This window comes from Ruegeria sp. CDSC085, from assembly GCF_059610465.1.
This window is the reverse complement of sequence record NZ_JBXWNR010000003.1, coordinates 1-13927: the sequence shown is the minus strand read 5'-3', so window position 1 is coordinate 13927 and position 13927 is coordinate 1. Positions and strand designations below refer to the sequence as shown.

Genomic DNA, 13927 nt, shown 5'->3' with positions numbered 1-13927 from the left:
GAGTACGTTTTTTATTTGCACCATGTTGCAACGGAAACATGGTGCTCACCGCCCGCACCACACAAGAATTCTGAAATTGTGCAATGACTTACATGTGCTTGGCCGAATGCGCGGCGGCGATCTTGCGAGTGCTGCGATGACCCCACAAAACTCCGCTGTTCAATTGTGCCATAATGGTTAGCCTAAACCGGAAACCCCAATTGTCGGATCAGTTTCCAAATGTCCCTGTTTGCGGCTGACAGCTGTTCAACGACTGCTTCGATCTGGCGCAGGGCATTCTCGTCGACGGTGTCTTCACGGCCGAGTTTTATGTCGGTTTTGCGGTCAGCAATCCGCATTAGGATTGTTTTCGGGTTTCCGCTTTCAGGGTCGAAGGAATAGATGCAATGGTTGTACTTGTTGCGAATACCAGAAAGCTTGGCCAGCCGTTGTGTATGCTCAAGGATCGGATCGCGGATCAGGGCCGGACGCCCTTCCATTTTTGCAAGTCTTTCAACCAGATCGATTCGCGCCCGGGTGGTGTTCAAAGTCAGGAAAATGATGACGGCAACGTCCTTCGACGTGTCGGTCAGCCCGGCGATCAGGTGGATCAACAGGCTCTCGGTGTTGGTCCACATATAGTTCAGCCTGCCGACCAAAAGGATCAGGCGGTCGAACCGGGCTTCAAAAGGATCAGTCAAAGGCTGTCTGCTGCGCCTCATGAGGCGCAACCTCGAAATAGAAATGAGCCGCCGCCGTCCGGTTGCTGACACCGATCTTGCCGACAACATTATGCATGTGCAGCTTGACCGTGTGTTCTGTGATGCCCAGCTTGGCCGCAATCAGTTTGTTGCTTTTGCCTTGTGAGACCAGTTGCAGAACCTGCTTTTCGCGGCGTGTCAGCTTGGAGTATTGTGCATGCCGATCCACGCCGTTCGATGCAATAGTTTCCCGGTCCCGAGGTCTATCAGTCGCTTGTTGACAGGGGGAAGAGACACAGTCAGCCAGAAAACTGGGAAGATATAGTTCTTCATGCATCAGCAATCTGAGGATGGCGCGCCACGCGTCCGGTGCGACATTCATCGGCAGAAAGCCAACATCTCCAAACTGCGCACGGTTCCAGCTTTCGAACATGTGTCTGGCCGAATCCTCCTTGCGATAGGCAAAGGCAAGGCAACCGGAACCTGTACTATTGGTATATGCCCTGGGACGCGCCAACAGGTCTTCGATCAACATCTGATCCACAACGACGATCTTGCCGCTGTCCGGAACATGTTCGCGCATGGCCTCGAGTGTTTCGAAGCGAAAAGCGCAGATCCCATATTCAGTTTGAACGCTTCTTAGAGTTTGATTTGAATAGAATAGTTCTTTTCCGAGGAAGATAATCGGAAAATCTTCTGAACAAATACCGTGACTGCCAGTTTTATTGATCAAAGACTCACTCATTACATTCCCTCACAAAGCGGGGTTAACCGGAAATTGCGTTATTGAAATCTAATTACCGGAGCAAAAGTAGTTAACTAATCAAAGAATTACGTATGTTTAATTGTAGCAGAAAGCGTGAATTTCTACAACCAGACGGTATAGTTCGTGTGTCGGGGATATAGAACTATTGGTTAGGTTTTCCTGCGCGAATTTGTGTAACTGGCGGAAACAATTGCACTTATTTTTTGTTACTTTCTTCATATAGAACTTTTGGGCGTGGTTTGGCGGTAGCCTCAAATTCTTACAAAATAAATATTAAAAACAACAAGTTAACCGTATCAGAACTTTCAGTTAGCTAGTCGCGAACGCATACCGCTGCAAACATGGGCGGGCTTTAATTGTCAAAGCGTCTGTCCCTGTCGTGTCCGTTCCTTGCGCATTTCAGCATTGATTGAGAACGGTCGCGTTTTCGGCTTAGCCGGGAAAGGAGGTGGCCTCAGGAAAACTAATGTTTACCGCATTCAGTGTGTTCGAACGCTGTGTGGGGAATTTTGTTTCAATCACGCCCGTTGCCGCTTTGTAGATGAATGGCGGTCAGGCGTTCCAGAAATGGGAATTAGTTATGAGACGCAATGTAAACAATACCAATGTAACGACCGTTGACGAAATTATTGTCGAAAACCTGGATGCTCCGGTGGATGTTGAAATTCAGGTTGATGAGGCTCTTGTCGAAGCCGACGTGACTGCGCAACAGCAGCAGCAGGACCAAAACGTAGAAAACGCCAACGAACAGGGTCAGGACCAAGGCCAGGATCAGGGTCAGGACCAGGGCCAAGACCAAGGTCAGGACCAGGGTCAGGATCAGGACCAAGGTCAGGATCAAGATCAGACGCTTAATGCCGGAGACAACACCAACGACAACTCCAACAACAACGAAATCAACATCGATTTCGGCGGCGGCGAGTGGATTCCGCGCGACGACGATCAGGTTGATCTGGATCTCGGCGACTCGGCGACAGTGGGTGACGTGATCACGGCTGGCCGCGATCTGACCTATGATCCCGGCGATGACATGAATCTGGATGTCTCGATGGATGGCGCCGGAACAGCGATGTCATCCGTGAACAGCCAGGTCGCCAGTCTGAGTGATGATGACACGTTGGATTCACCAAGCGTATCCAACAATGCCGACTTCTACCAGAACGGCGACGCCAATGGTGGCACGGCAACTGCGGCTGAAGGCATCAGTTCGGATGCTACCGGCGGTAAATCGGGTGACGGCGGAACCAGCTATGGTGGTGCGGCCGATTCATCAACGCTGGGTAGCCACGCGTGGGCTGACGGTGGTGACACCGGCAGTGCCGATGCCGATTCCAGCGGCGGCCGGGGCGGATCGACCGGTGACGCGAGCAATGCCAGCAATGGTGTTGGTATGGCGGGCGCAGGATCCGACGGTGACAGTACCGGTGGAGATGGTGGTGCCGCGGATGGCTCAGCGTCGTCTGACAACGATGGCAGCACAAGTGCAGATGGTACGGGTACTGGTGGAGCCGGCGGCAGTGCGGATTCGTTTGGTCTGGGTCTGGGGCTGGGTCTGTCCGGTTCGAATGCATCCGGTAACGCAAACGGCGGCGACAGCGACTCCGACTCGACTGGAACGGGTACCGGGACGGCGGATAACGCCGCGGACGCGTCCGGAGCGGACGGTGGTGATGGTAACGCTGCGGCAGATGGTTCGGCCTCGAACACCAGCGACAGCAACACCGACGCAAATGATGCCACTGCTGGTGACAACACAGCGGATGGCACTGCTGACAGCGGCGCGGACAGCTCGGCTGACGGCTCTGGTGGAACCGGAACCGGTGGCGACGGAACTGGCGGTGACGGAACTGGCGGTGACGGAACCGGCGGCGACGGCACCGGCGGCGACGGCGAAGGTGGCTTCGGCGCGATGGTCGAAGCTGCGATCCTGGCTCTGCAGGAAGAGCTGGGCATGATTGACGCTGAAGCAGGCGAAGGCGGTGACGGAACCGGCGGTGATGGAACCGGTGGCGACGGAACAGCCGGCGACGGTTCCGGCGGCGACGGCTCGGGCGGCGACGGTTCTGGTGGAACCGCTGACGCGAATTCCGATGCTCAGGGCGTTGGTGATCAGTCGGCAAGCGGGCCGGATATTGACCAGAGCCCGGGTGACGTGAACGGCGCAGCCAGCAATTCGCAAGATACCGACGGCAGCGGCGGTAACGGAGGGTCAAACGCGGCCGACGGCGCTGCGGATGCGGCCGGTACCGGAACGTCAGCTGCTGACGGCGACGGCGGCGCGGGCGGCAGTACAACGCCAACATCGACGTCTACCGGAAACGGAGCAGGGTCTGCCGATGCCGCAAATACCGCGGGCGATGGCGGAGCAGCGGACGTCTTCGGAGATGCCGATACAAACGGCGCGGCTGACAGCCTGGCCGAGGCAATTGCCGGATACGGTGGCGAAGGCAGTTCCGACAATGATGCTACATCGACCGGCTCCGGCGACGCGACCGGTTCTGCCGACTCGGGCTACGGTGGTGCCGGTGGCGCATCCGCCGCGGACGGCGGAACCAGCGGAGCTTCGATGGGCAGCGCAACGTCAGGCGATACCATGGGCGGCACGATCACCGGTGGTAACGGCGGCGGCGCCTATTCAGGCGACGGTGGTGCCGGCGGCAATGGTGGTGCCTGGGGCGCGAACAATGGTGGCGATGGCATCGTAACCGGAGAGTCCTATGCATCGGCTGCAGCAGTCGTTGATACGTCTGCGTTCAACCAGTCGATCATCATGGGCGCCAACGTTCTGGGCAACACGGTCGATACGACCATGGTGGGTGGTTCGATGACCATGTCCCACGCCAGCGACGACACAGACGTTTAAGTCAAACGGCAGGGCTCGCATTTTCGGGCCTTGCAACTTTCGAAAATGCCGGGGCCGCAAAACGCGGCCCCGGCCCAACTGAACCCAAAGCGGAAATTTCGAGCCGTTGCGGGCATAAAGGATAACCGACATGGCACTTGACGGTATTACAGAAACGATAGCGCATTTTGTTGGAACATTCGAAATTACGATTGAACAGGCCCGACTGAGGGATCAGTACGAGGAGTTCAGCGCGCTGAGGCGGAAAGCTGAAATAGATGGGCTTGAGGACCCGACCTCGATTCACATCAAAGCTGATCTGGATATCCCGTCGGGCGAGTATAAAGCCCTGCCATTCAATTTCCTTCCCTCTCAACCAGAATTGCCATTACCACAAGCACCTGATGGACCGGTGTATGAGTCAGCGGTCATCCTTAATGGTGACAGCGCGGTGTCTCAGCGATTTGTTCCGGACAGCATATCCGGCTCGTCTTCTGCGCCGGAGTTGATTGTTCTGCGGCCCGAGACAGTGCCATTGGGTTCGGCAATGACCTTCACTGTGCAAAAAGTGGTCATGCGCGACAACGATACGGTGGGCGAAGGAGACTTTCGTGATACCGAGGCGCTGATCGCTCAGGGCGAAGAGGTTCTGGAACTGGCGTTGTCGTTTCATGGCGTGGCAGTCCCATCGTTTTCACTCGCGGATTACAAATCAACCGAGATGATTGAGGCGCTGGCCCAGCAGATGCTGACCCCGGTGAGCGCGAACGTGGACGGCGTTACCGTGCATCAATTCCATGGCGATGACGCGTTGGGTGTGATCGTCAATGGCAAGTATGTTGACGAGGCTCCAGTCTGGACGGACATTCTGCCTGAGTTCCATCAACAGGACGAAGCAGGCGAGAACGTGGCAGAGGCCATGCTTCCGGACGAGTGGGATCAGTCGAAGGATCCTGAATTTGACGACGGACACCTTGTCGTGACCGGAGGCAACCTTGCGATCAATGCCTTCTCGGCATCCGTAGGTTGGGTTGATGCCCCCTATATCGCCGTCGGAGGGCAGGCGATCAGCCTTACCGCCATAAGCCAGGTTGCGCTTGTATCTGATTGGGATGTGGGGGCGCCGGGCGCGGGCAGTGGCACCGATGTGATTCAGTCCTCGAAGATCGAAGTCGAAGGCCGCGTTGCCCCCTGGCTTGATGACGCCGCCGGAACCTCCGGACAACCCGAATTCATCGTTGTGGATTGGGTGCACGGTGATCTGGTTGTGGCAAACTTCATCAAGCAGGTTATCGACGCCACGGATATCGACAACATTCAGACAGAGATTTCGGCCGCATCGACGTTGTACGCGATGGGCGATAACGAGATGTTCAATGTCACCGACATAGTACAGCTGGGCAGCTTTTATGACCTGATCATGATCGATGGAAACATGATTTCCGTGGATATGTTGTATCAGACCAGCGCCCTGATGGATGATGATATCATCAGCGGTGGTATGCCCGGGGCAACGACCGGAGATGATGAAAACCTGATCATGAATGACGCGTCCGTCAAAACGATAGGCGAAGATACTCATCAGGATTTGCAACAGAACCTGTCCGACGCCATGGCGCTTGAACAAACGGATATGGATGCGCTGGAGGATGCGTTGCTCAACGATCCCATGTTCGCCGGGATGGAGCAGTTGCGCGTGCTCAAGATCGACGGAGACTTGTTGCAGGTGAACATCGTTGAGCAGGTCACCATGATGCTGGATCAGGATCAGATTGACCTGTCCGGTCCAAATGCAGCCGATACCGAGGTCGTCGCTGGCAGCAACGCCCTGTTGAACGCCGCGAACCTGACCAAAATGGGTGTGGATTCAACTGTTATGGCCGCTGACGGGTCTTACTCTGACCTGCTGCTTCATCAAGCCAGCCTGATTGACGTTCCAAACAACGAAGAAATCACCGAGATGACCAATGAGGCAATCGCTGCAATCATGGACGACATGTCCATGCCGCAACCGGATGCCGCACTGGCATTGAACGCACCATCCACTGACGCAACGACACCAGATGATGGCCTGCAAACCATGCTGGCCTGACCCTCCCGAATTGTTACCGAGTGACCAGAAGGTTTGTAAATGTCGATTGTTTTTTCGTCGCGCCGTCCATTCTTATCCAGTCCATTGGACAGGCAGGGCGGTTTGGGTCCACAGCGTCAGTGCGCTGGCGATGGCCCGGATCCTACGACACGGGCACAAAAGGTCAAAGCCCGATTGCACCTGACGCAGGAGATGCGTGTGCCTGAGCCAGATCAAAATGCGACGGTTGAGACTGAAGAGTCGCAGCAATCCGTAGACCAAAAACACGCACGCGAACAACGGCGCGCTGATCCTCCCCATCAGCGTGCACAGCCGCAGCCCGCGCAAGATGAAGACCCGGTGGGTGGTGGCAATGGGGTGGCCGACGCCGACGGCCTGGATCCGACATCCGCCGGTGACTCAACTGCGCGCAAGACCCCCTCTGCGCGCGCACCCGGTGAGAGCGGCATAGGCACCACGATCGAGGCCAAGGCAAACCAGCCACTGTTGCAAACGAAGACCGGCGGCGGTGATGGGAACGGGCCACCCCAAACCTTCCACAAACGCACCCCGCCCGAGGATTTCCAGCGCACGTTACGCGTTTCGACACGGGCAATCTGGCGCAATCTTGCGTTTGTTCTGGTCCTGACCTGCGCCACGAATGTCCTGATCCTGGCGATTCCGATTTATCTGTTTCAAATCAGTGACCGGGTCCTGACCAGCCGGTCGCTGGACACGCTGATCATGCTGACGGCTATCGTTGCGGGGGCGGTGGTTTTTCAGTCTGCCTTCGATGCGGTGCGGCGGTTCATGCTTATGCGCACGGGCGTTGAGGTGGCGGCCCGGCTGGGCGCACCAGTACTTAGCGCGGCGGCCCATGCGTCGTTGCATGGAAACGGGCGCGAGTATCAGACGTTGGGCGATCTGCAACAGCTTCGTGGTTTCCTGGTGTCCGGTACGCTGATCTCGTTTCTGGACGTGCCGTTTGCGCCATTGTTCATCCTGATGATTTTTCTGGTGCATCCGGAACTGGGGATGATCGTGGTGGTTACTGCGCTGATCCTGATGACGATTGCGCTGATCAACCAAAAAATGACAGCCAAGCCGTTTGCCGAGGCAAATAAGGCGCAGTCCATGGCGAACCTGCATCTGGATTCGATGTCGCGCAACAGCCAGATCATTAACGCTTTGGCGATGATCCCCGAAGCAGTGCGAATCTGGGGGCGGGACACAGCCCAATCATTGACCTGGCAGGTACGGGCACAGGACCGAAACGTGATCTTCGCTGCAATTTCGCGCGCCGTTCGCCTGCTGACGCAGATCGGAATACTGGGCTGGGGCGCGTTTCTGGCCCTGCAGGGAGAGATCACGGGTGGTATGGTGATTGCGGCCTCGATCATTGCCGGGCGCGCCTTTGCGCCAATTGAAGGCTCGATTGAAGGGTGGAACAGCTATCTGCTGACACGCGGGTCTTATGGGCGGATCAAGGCGCTGCTATCGACCTCGGCCCTGCAATACGAAAAACTGCGCTTGCCTCGCCCCGAAGGTCGTCTGGATGTCGAACGTCTGCTCTATGTGCCGGGCGGAACCAAACGCGTGGTTCTGAACGGTATTACGTTCTCGCTGGTTCCCGGCGAAACACTGGCCATTATCGGCAATTCAGGTGCGGGGAAAACCACGCTTGGGAAAACTCTTGTCGGGTCCATTCTGCCCACATCGGGTAGTGTAAGGCTTGACCTGATGGACATCCGCAACTGGGACCCGCGCCAGTTTGGCGAAAGCATCGGCTACCTGCCACAGGATGTTCAGCTATTCCCCGGCACGATCAAGGACAATATCGGACGGATGCGGGTGGATGCCACAGACGAACAGATTCACGATGCCGCCGTTCTGGCCGATGTTCATAACATGATTGCGACCCTGCCGCAGGGATATGAGACCGTGGTGGCCGCTGATGGGTCGCCCTTATCCGGTGGTCAGAAACAACGTATCGCACTGGCGCGGGCATTCTTTGGCAACCCCAAAATGGTTGTGCTGGATGAGCCGAACTCAAACCTTGACGTCGCTGGGGACAAAGCGCTTGCGCGTGCCATTGAGCAGGCGCGTGCGAGCAAGATCACCGTGGTTGTTATCACGCAGAAACCAACGCTGTTGAATGTTGTCGACAAGATCATGCTTTTGACCGACGGGCGCGTGGCCCTGTTCGGTCAGCGAGACCAGGTTCTTCAGCAGCTCAATGGGCCGCGCAAACAGACCGGCATTGAAGGCCGGCAGGGGGGCTGACCATGAACGACCTCGTACCTGTGAACAACTCCGACAATGATCCAGATGTGTGGTATGCTGAGGTTCCACGCTCGATCAACAGGTTCATTGTGATCGGGCTGGTCATGCTTGTCGTGTGTTTCGGCGGTTTCGGGGTCTGGTCCTTCAGCGCTCCGCTGGCCGCTGCGGTCATCGCGCAAGGCAGCTTCGTCGCCACGGGTCGGAACAAGATAGTACAACACCTTGAGGGCGGCATCATCGAAGACATCAAAGTTGTGGAAGGTCAGTCGGTTCAGGCGGGTCAGGTGCTGATGACGTTGGATCAGACTTCGGCCCAGGCCAATGAGCGTGAGCTGTTTATTCGCAAGCTGCGCCTTCAGGCTATGACCGAGCGGCTGCTGGCGGAGTACGGGGAACGCGACCGCCTCGTGTTTTCGCCGGAACTGATCGAAGCCGCCAAAGATGTTGAAATAATGGCCATTCTTGACGGGCAAAAGCTCAGCTTCGATGTGTCGCGCAAGACTCTGCTGAATGACTTGGCGCTGTTGGAACGCAACATGGAAGCGCTGAAAATCCGGGCCAGCGGATTTGAGGCTCAGCTGGACAGCATGACCCGGCGAGCCGAGATATTGCAGGAGGAGTTTGAGGCCAAGAGCCAGCTGTTCGAGAAAGGCCTTGTTCGCAAAGGGGATTTGAACACCATCCGTCGTGTTCAGGCCGAAGCCGAAGGGCAGCAGGCCCGGTTGCAGGCGGAAGCCGCCGAAATCAACCAGATGCTGCTGAAATATGACGAACAGATTACGCGTACGCGGTCCGCCTATCGTGAGGCCGCGCTGGACGAACTGGGCGTTATCGAAGCCGATCTGGAAAGCGTTCGTGAAAAATCCCGTCAGGCCCGCAGCGTTCTTGACCGGGCCGTAGTGCGCGCGCCTGTGACCGGAACGGTGGTGCGATTGCACTATCATACGCCGGGCGGTGTGATTGAAACCGGGGAACCGATAGCCGAGATACTGCCCGCAGATGCGCCCCTGATCATCGAGGCACAGATTCCGCGCACCGAGATTGACAGTGTTGTTACGGGGCAGACCGCCACTGTACGCCTGATCGCATTGAATCAGCGCACGACGCCTGTTTTGTACGGAGAAGTCTTCTATATCTCGGCCGATTCACTGCTTGAGGATTCGACCGGTGTTCCGCAAGAAGTCTATCTGGCGCGGATCTCACTCACTCCGGATGAGTTGCACCGCGTCAGCGGCTTTGTTCCGACCCCGGGGATGCCCGCTGAAATCATGATTCAAACCGAAGAACGCACCTTTGCGGCCTATATCGCCAAACCGGTATCAGACAGCATGTCGCGCGCGTTTCGGGAGCAATAACGCGGTCGCTCTCCTTCACGCCTACACCTTCTAATTCTCGCATGTTAACCTCTGCGCGGCGACGTAGAGGAGAACTTGCATGCCGGTGACGGTCAAAGACATGATGGAGGCCGCCAATGCGGTGGTCGAGCGTATCGATACTGCCCAGGCAAAGGCCATGATCGAACAGGGGGGGCTGCTGCTGGATATTCGCGATGCGAATGAGCTGGAAAACACTGGTCGCGCCGCCGGGGCGCATCATATACCCCGTGGCATGCTGGAATTTCGGGCAGACGATGCATTGCAATCACATGACCCCGAACTGCGCAAGGAACGCCCCATCGTGTTGTACTGCGCATCAGGTGGGCGCGCGGCTTTGGCCGGAAAGCTTCTGAAGGATATGGGATATCAGAAGGTGTATAATCTCGGTGGGTTGGCCGACTGGGTGAATGGAGGCGGTGAAACCGTCAAATCCTAGGTCCGGAACAGCCTGCATCTGACACAAATCAAAGTGCAACACATTCGAATCGTGAAACATTTGGCCGGAAGTCATCAGAAGGAAAACCCGGCCATGTTTCGTCTTGCCGCTATGTTGTATTCACTGATTGCAACTGCTCTGTCAGGTTCGGCCATTATCGCCGTGCTGTCGGCTGGAATGGTGTCTGTCAGCGCGATCGTTGGCGCCGCAGCCGCAGGGGCTGTACTCGCCGCTCCGGCATCCTGGATGGTGGCCCGGCGGCTGTATCAAGGCGCGTGATCAGGCGTTCAGGAATGTCCTGACGGCAGCTTCGAACTCACGCGGTTTTTCGGCATGCAGCCAATGTCCGGCACCGGGGATTTTGGCAAAACGCGCTCCGGGAAACAACGTGCGGATTTTATCGCGATGCTCAGGCAGGACGTAGTCTGACGCGCCCCCTGACAGGAACAGCGCGGAACCTTGCCACAGGGCGTCCAGATCTGGAAAGCCCATGATATTTGGCATCTGGTCTGCCAACACATCCAGGTTCAGCAACCAACGCTTTCCCTTGATGTCCAGCGATTGGGTGAAAAAGCTCTGCAATGCTTTTTCAACGCCCTGCTCGGCCAATTGCTGCTCGGCATCCGAGCGGCGTGCAATGCGCGAGAAGTCCACGGCACGCATGGCTTCGATAAACTGAATTTGGCTGTGCGTGTATTTCACCGGCGCAATATCTGCGATCACCATTTTGTTCACCAGGGCGCCGTGTTGCAGCGCAAGTGTCATCGCGGCCTTCCCGCCCATTGAATGCCCTAGCACATCTGCTGTCCCGCCAATCTGCTCGATGACGTCGGCAATATCCTGCGCCAGTTGGGGATAGTCATGGCAAGGATCCCACGCACTGTAGGCGTGGTTACGCATGTCGACTGCAACAACTTGCCGCTCGTCCGATAACCGTCTGGCAATCACGCCCCAATTTCGGGCCGATCCATATAGGCCATGGGCAATCACAAGAGGCGGTCGGGCGGTTGGTTCACCATGTACTATCGTGTTCAGCATGTTTCGCGTGATACAAGTCACCGCTGGAAACGACCAGCCCCATTGTAGGTCTTTGTAGCTGCCATTAGATTGCCCCCGCAGGAGGCAACATATGTCGCAGGACCCAGACATTCAAACCCGGATCGCCGAGACGGTTGTTTTGCTGCGCGCAAAAATTGGAGTGCGCGACAGGACGCTCGAGGCGTCGATCCGCAAGGCCAAACGCCGACTGCCGCGCCGCGTCTACAAGCAGGCGCTGTTTCTGGCCCGGGCCGAGGCGATGGCATCTCATCCCAAGCTGAGGCTGGTTCTGGATAATCCCAAGCTGATCAAGGCGTCCGATGTGGTGCAGGATCATCTGGGGTCCATCAACCTTGCCGACCGCAGATGGGGCTGGTTCCTCGGCCTGTTGGGAGGGCTGGCTTTCAACATGCTGGCATTGGCGACACTGCTGCTGGTCTTTCTGTGGTGGCGCGGCTTGATCTGACCTTGCATTCTGGACTATGCGCTGAGTTCTGAACGTGGTTCAATCCCGAGGGCGCGATGTCAACGAAAGCACAGATCCGGCGTGAACTGCTCCGCGAAAAGCTGGTCGAGGCGGCAGAAACCCGCATTGACCAGAATGGCCTGAGCGACCTTCGGGCACGGGATCTGGCCAAAGATGCCGGATGTGCGCTGGGCGCGATTTACAACGTATTCGAGGATCTCAACGCAATTGTCATGGCCGTGAACGGGCGTACGTTCAAACGTCTGGGGCAGGCAGTCGGTACGTCTTTTGACGGCAGTGAACCTCCGGTGCAGCGGTTGATTGTCATGAGCACGGCTTATCTGTATTTCGCCGATGAAAACGCGAACCTGTGGCGGGCCTTGTTCGACTTGCAGATGTCCGATGATGGCCCTGTGCCCGACTGGTATCGCAACGCGTTGAAAGAGTTGTTTTCCTTCATTGCTGAGCCGGTCAGCGAACTGTTTCCCGAACTGGATCGGGTTGAGATGGATCTGATGACGCGCGCGCTGTTCTCGTCGGTTCACGGGATCGTCACCCTTGGGCTTGAAAACCGCATTTCAGGTGTGCCGCCAGAACAGATCGAACGCATGATCGCGCAGGTTCTTTCACGTATTGGAAACAAATAGTTTCCTGAACGGTGTTCACAAAAATACTTGAACGGCGTTCATTGGGTTGTTATCTCCATGATGTGAACGATGTTCATGAAATGGAGGAACACATGTTCAGTACCCTGAAGACCTTGATTGATGGTGCAAACGCCAAGGCCGAAAACCGCTTGAGGGACAGTTTTTCTATTGAACTGATTGATCAGAAAATCCGCGAAGCAGAACAGAACCTCAAGGCGGCAAAGCTGACGCTGGCCAGCCTGATTCAGAAGCAGCGTAGTGAAATCCGACAGGTCGAGACCCTGCAAGCCCGTATTGACGACCTGATGGCGCGGGCGTGTCAGGCGTTGGAGGACGATCGACAGGATCTTGCCCAAACCGCGGCGCAGGCGGTTGCAGATCTGGAAAACGAATTGGCGCTGCGCAAACAGACCGAGGGCCGACTCGAAGCGCGCATCCTGCAATTGCGCCATTCAGTTCAGGCGGCGAGCCGCCGCATTCTGGATCTCAAGCAAGGTGCAATCTCTGCACGCGCCGTAAAACGAGAGCAAGGGCTGCAAAAGTTGCTGAACCGACATCTGGGCGGCGACAGCCCGATAGACGAAGCTGAGGCGCTGATTGCTCGCGTGATGAAACAGGATGACCCGTTCGAGCAATCCGAAATCTTGCAAGAGATTGACGCCGGGATGGACCACTTAAACCTTACTGCCCGAATGGAAGAAGCCGGATATGGCCCCAAAACGCGGGCAACCGCATCAGATGTTCTGAAGCGTCTCAAGGCGCAAACAGACAATTGAAAATCGACCAATATCAACATGCTTTGACAACAGGAGACTTCCAATGATCAATCGAAACGAAAATGCCCCTATTCTCATGTTGAACGGCGCAGGCGTTGCTGTTGCCTACGCTTTGCTGGCTATTTCACTGTACCTGTCGACCGATGTTCCGCTGGCTACCAAGGGCTATTGGGGCATGGGTATCGTTCTGCTGACGCTTAGCCTGATAAACGTGGTCAAATATCGCTTCGACGCGCGCTCGGCCGAGGATCGCATCAATCGGATTGAAGAGGCGCGAAATGAAAAATTGTTGGAGGATGTACTTAAAGAGCCGTCATCTGACGGTTGATCAAAGCCGCGCCGTGTAACCACGGCGCTTGGCCCAACGGTATCTCTGACGCCAGCATTCAGTTGTATGGGCAAGTGGTCTGAAAAAAAGAACGGCGCCGCCGGGACGCCGTTTTATGTTGGAAGATGGGCCGATTACAAGTTCGGATAGATCGGGAATTTGGCGCAGAGGTCTGCGACTTCGGCCTTGACCTTGGCTTCGACGGCTCTGTTGCCGTC

13 protein-coding genes are annotated in these 13927 nt (G+C 56.4%); 10 read left to right on the top strand and 3 right to left on the bottom strand.

The genetic code is table 11. The annotated features are described in order from the left end of the window. Positions 1-182: 182 nt before the first annotated feature. Complete coding sequence (locus AC2FJB_RS06415) at positions 183-680, bottom strand: hypothetical protein (RefSeq protein WP_299640899.1); 498 nt, start codon at positions 678-680, stop codon at positions 183-185. Continuing rightward, positions 673-1263 (bottom strand): helix-turn-helix transcriptional regulator, encoded by a 591-nt coding sequence (locus AC2FJB_RS06410; protein WP_299898843.1) that lies wholly within the window; start codon positions 1261-1263, stop codon positions 673-675. The genes AC2FJB_RS06415 and AC2FJB_RS06410 overlap by 8 nt, the downstream gene beginning before the upstream one ends. 763 nt (positions 1264-2026) lie before the next feature. Between AC2FJB_RS06410 and AC2FJB_RS06405 the strand changes: the two genes are divergently transcribed. From AC2FJB_RS06405 to AC2FJB_RS06380, 6 genes are all read left to right on the top strand, one after another. After that, the gene (locus AC2FJB_RS06405; RefSeq protein ID WP_496717617.1) at positions 2027-4309 is read left to right on the top strand and encodes a hypothetical protein; all 2283 of its coding nucleotides are present in this window, start codon (positions 2027-2029) and stop codon (positions 4307-4309) included. A gap of 130 nt (positions 4310-4439) precedes the next feature. After that, on the top strand, positions 4440-6380 hold the full coding sequence (locus tag AC2FJB_RS06400; protein ID WP_496717616.1) for a type I secretion protein: 1941 nt from the start codon (positions 4440-4442) through the stop codon (positions 6378-6380). 39 nt (positions 6381-6419) lie between these two features. Next, positions 6420-8642 (top strand): type I secretion system permease/ATPase, encoded by a 2223-nt coding sequence (locus AC2FJB_RS06395; protein WP_496685515.1) that lies wholly within the window; start codon positions 6420-6422, stop codon positions 8640-8642. Positions 8643-8644: 2 nt separating this feature from the next. Further along, positions 8645-9997, top strand: coding sequence for an HlyD family type I secretion periplasmic adaptor subunit (locus AC2FJB_RS06390; protein ID WP_298855778.1), 1353 nt, complete (start codon positions 8645-8647; stop codon positions 9995-9997). Between the two features lie 79 nt (positions 9998-10076). After that, complete coding sequence (locus tag AC2FJB_RS06385; protein ID WP_299898853.1) at positions 10077-10454, top strand: rhodanese-like domain-containing protein; 378 nt, start codon at positions 10077-10079, stop codon at positions 10452-10454. Positions 10455-10547: 93 nt separating this feature from the next. Further along, positions 10548-10733, top strand: a complete 186-nt coding sequence (locus AC2FJB_RS06380; protein WP_117869568.1) for a hypothetical protein — start codon at positions 10548-10550, stop codon at positions 10731-10733. On the opposite strand, the gene AC2FJB_RS06375 is transcribed toward AC2FJB_RS06380, so the two are convergent. Next, positions 10734-11492, bottom strand: a complete 759-nt coding sequence (locus tag AC2FJB_RS06375; protein WP_496717615.1) for an alpha/beta fold hydrolase — start codon at positions 11490-11492, stop codon at positions 10734-10736. 91 nt (positions 11493-11583) lie between these two features. Between AC2FJB_RS06375 and AC2FJB_RS06370 the strand changes: the two genes are divergently transcribed. The 4 genes from AC2FJB_RS06370 (at position 11584) to AC2FJB_RS06355 (ending at position 13709) form a co-directional block, all read left to right on the top strand. After that, positions 11584-11958, top strand: coding sequence for a hypothetical protein (locus tag AC2FJB_RS06370; protein WP_299898859.1), 375 nt, complete (start codon positions 11584-11586; stop codon positions 11956-11958). 56 nt (positions 11959-12014) lie between these two features. Next, positions 12015-12605, top strand: a complete 591-nt coding sequence (locus tag AC2FJB_RS06365; RefSeq protein WP_117869565.1) for a TetR/AcrR family transcriptional regulator — start codon at positions 12015-12017, stop codon at positions 12603-12605. A 92-nt stretch (positions 12606-12697) separates the two neighbouring features. Further along, positions 12698-13381, top strand: a complete 684-nt coding sequence (locus AC2FJB_RS06360) for a PspA/IM30 family protein (protein WP_496717614.1) — start codon at positions 12698-12700, stop codon at positions 13379-13381. A 43-nt stretch (positions 13382-13424) separates the two neighbouring features. After that, positions 13425-13709, top strand: a complete 285-nt coding sequence (locus AC2FJB_RS06355) for a YiaA/YiaB family inner membrane protein (RefSeq protein ID WP_496717613.1) — start codon at positions 13425-13427, stop codon at positions 13707-13709. Positions 13710-13927: the final 218 nt, after the last annotated feature.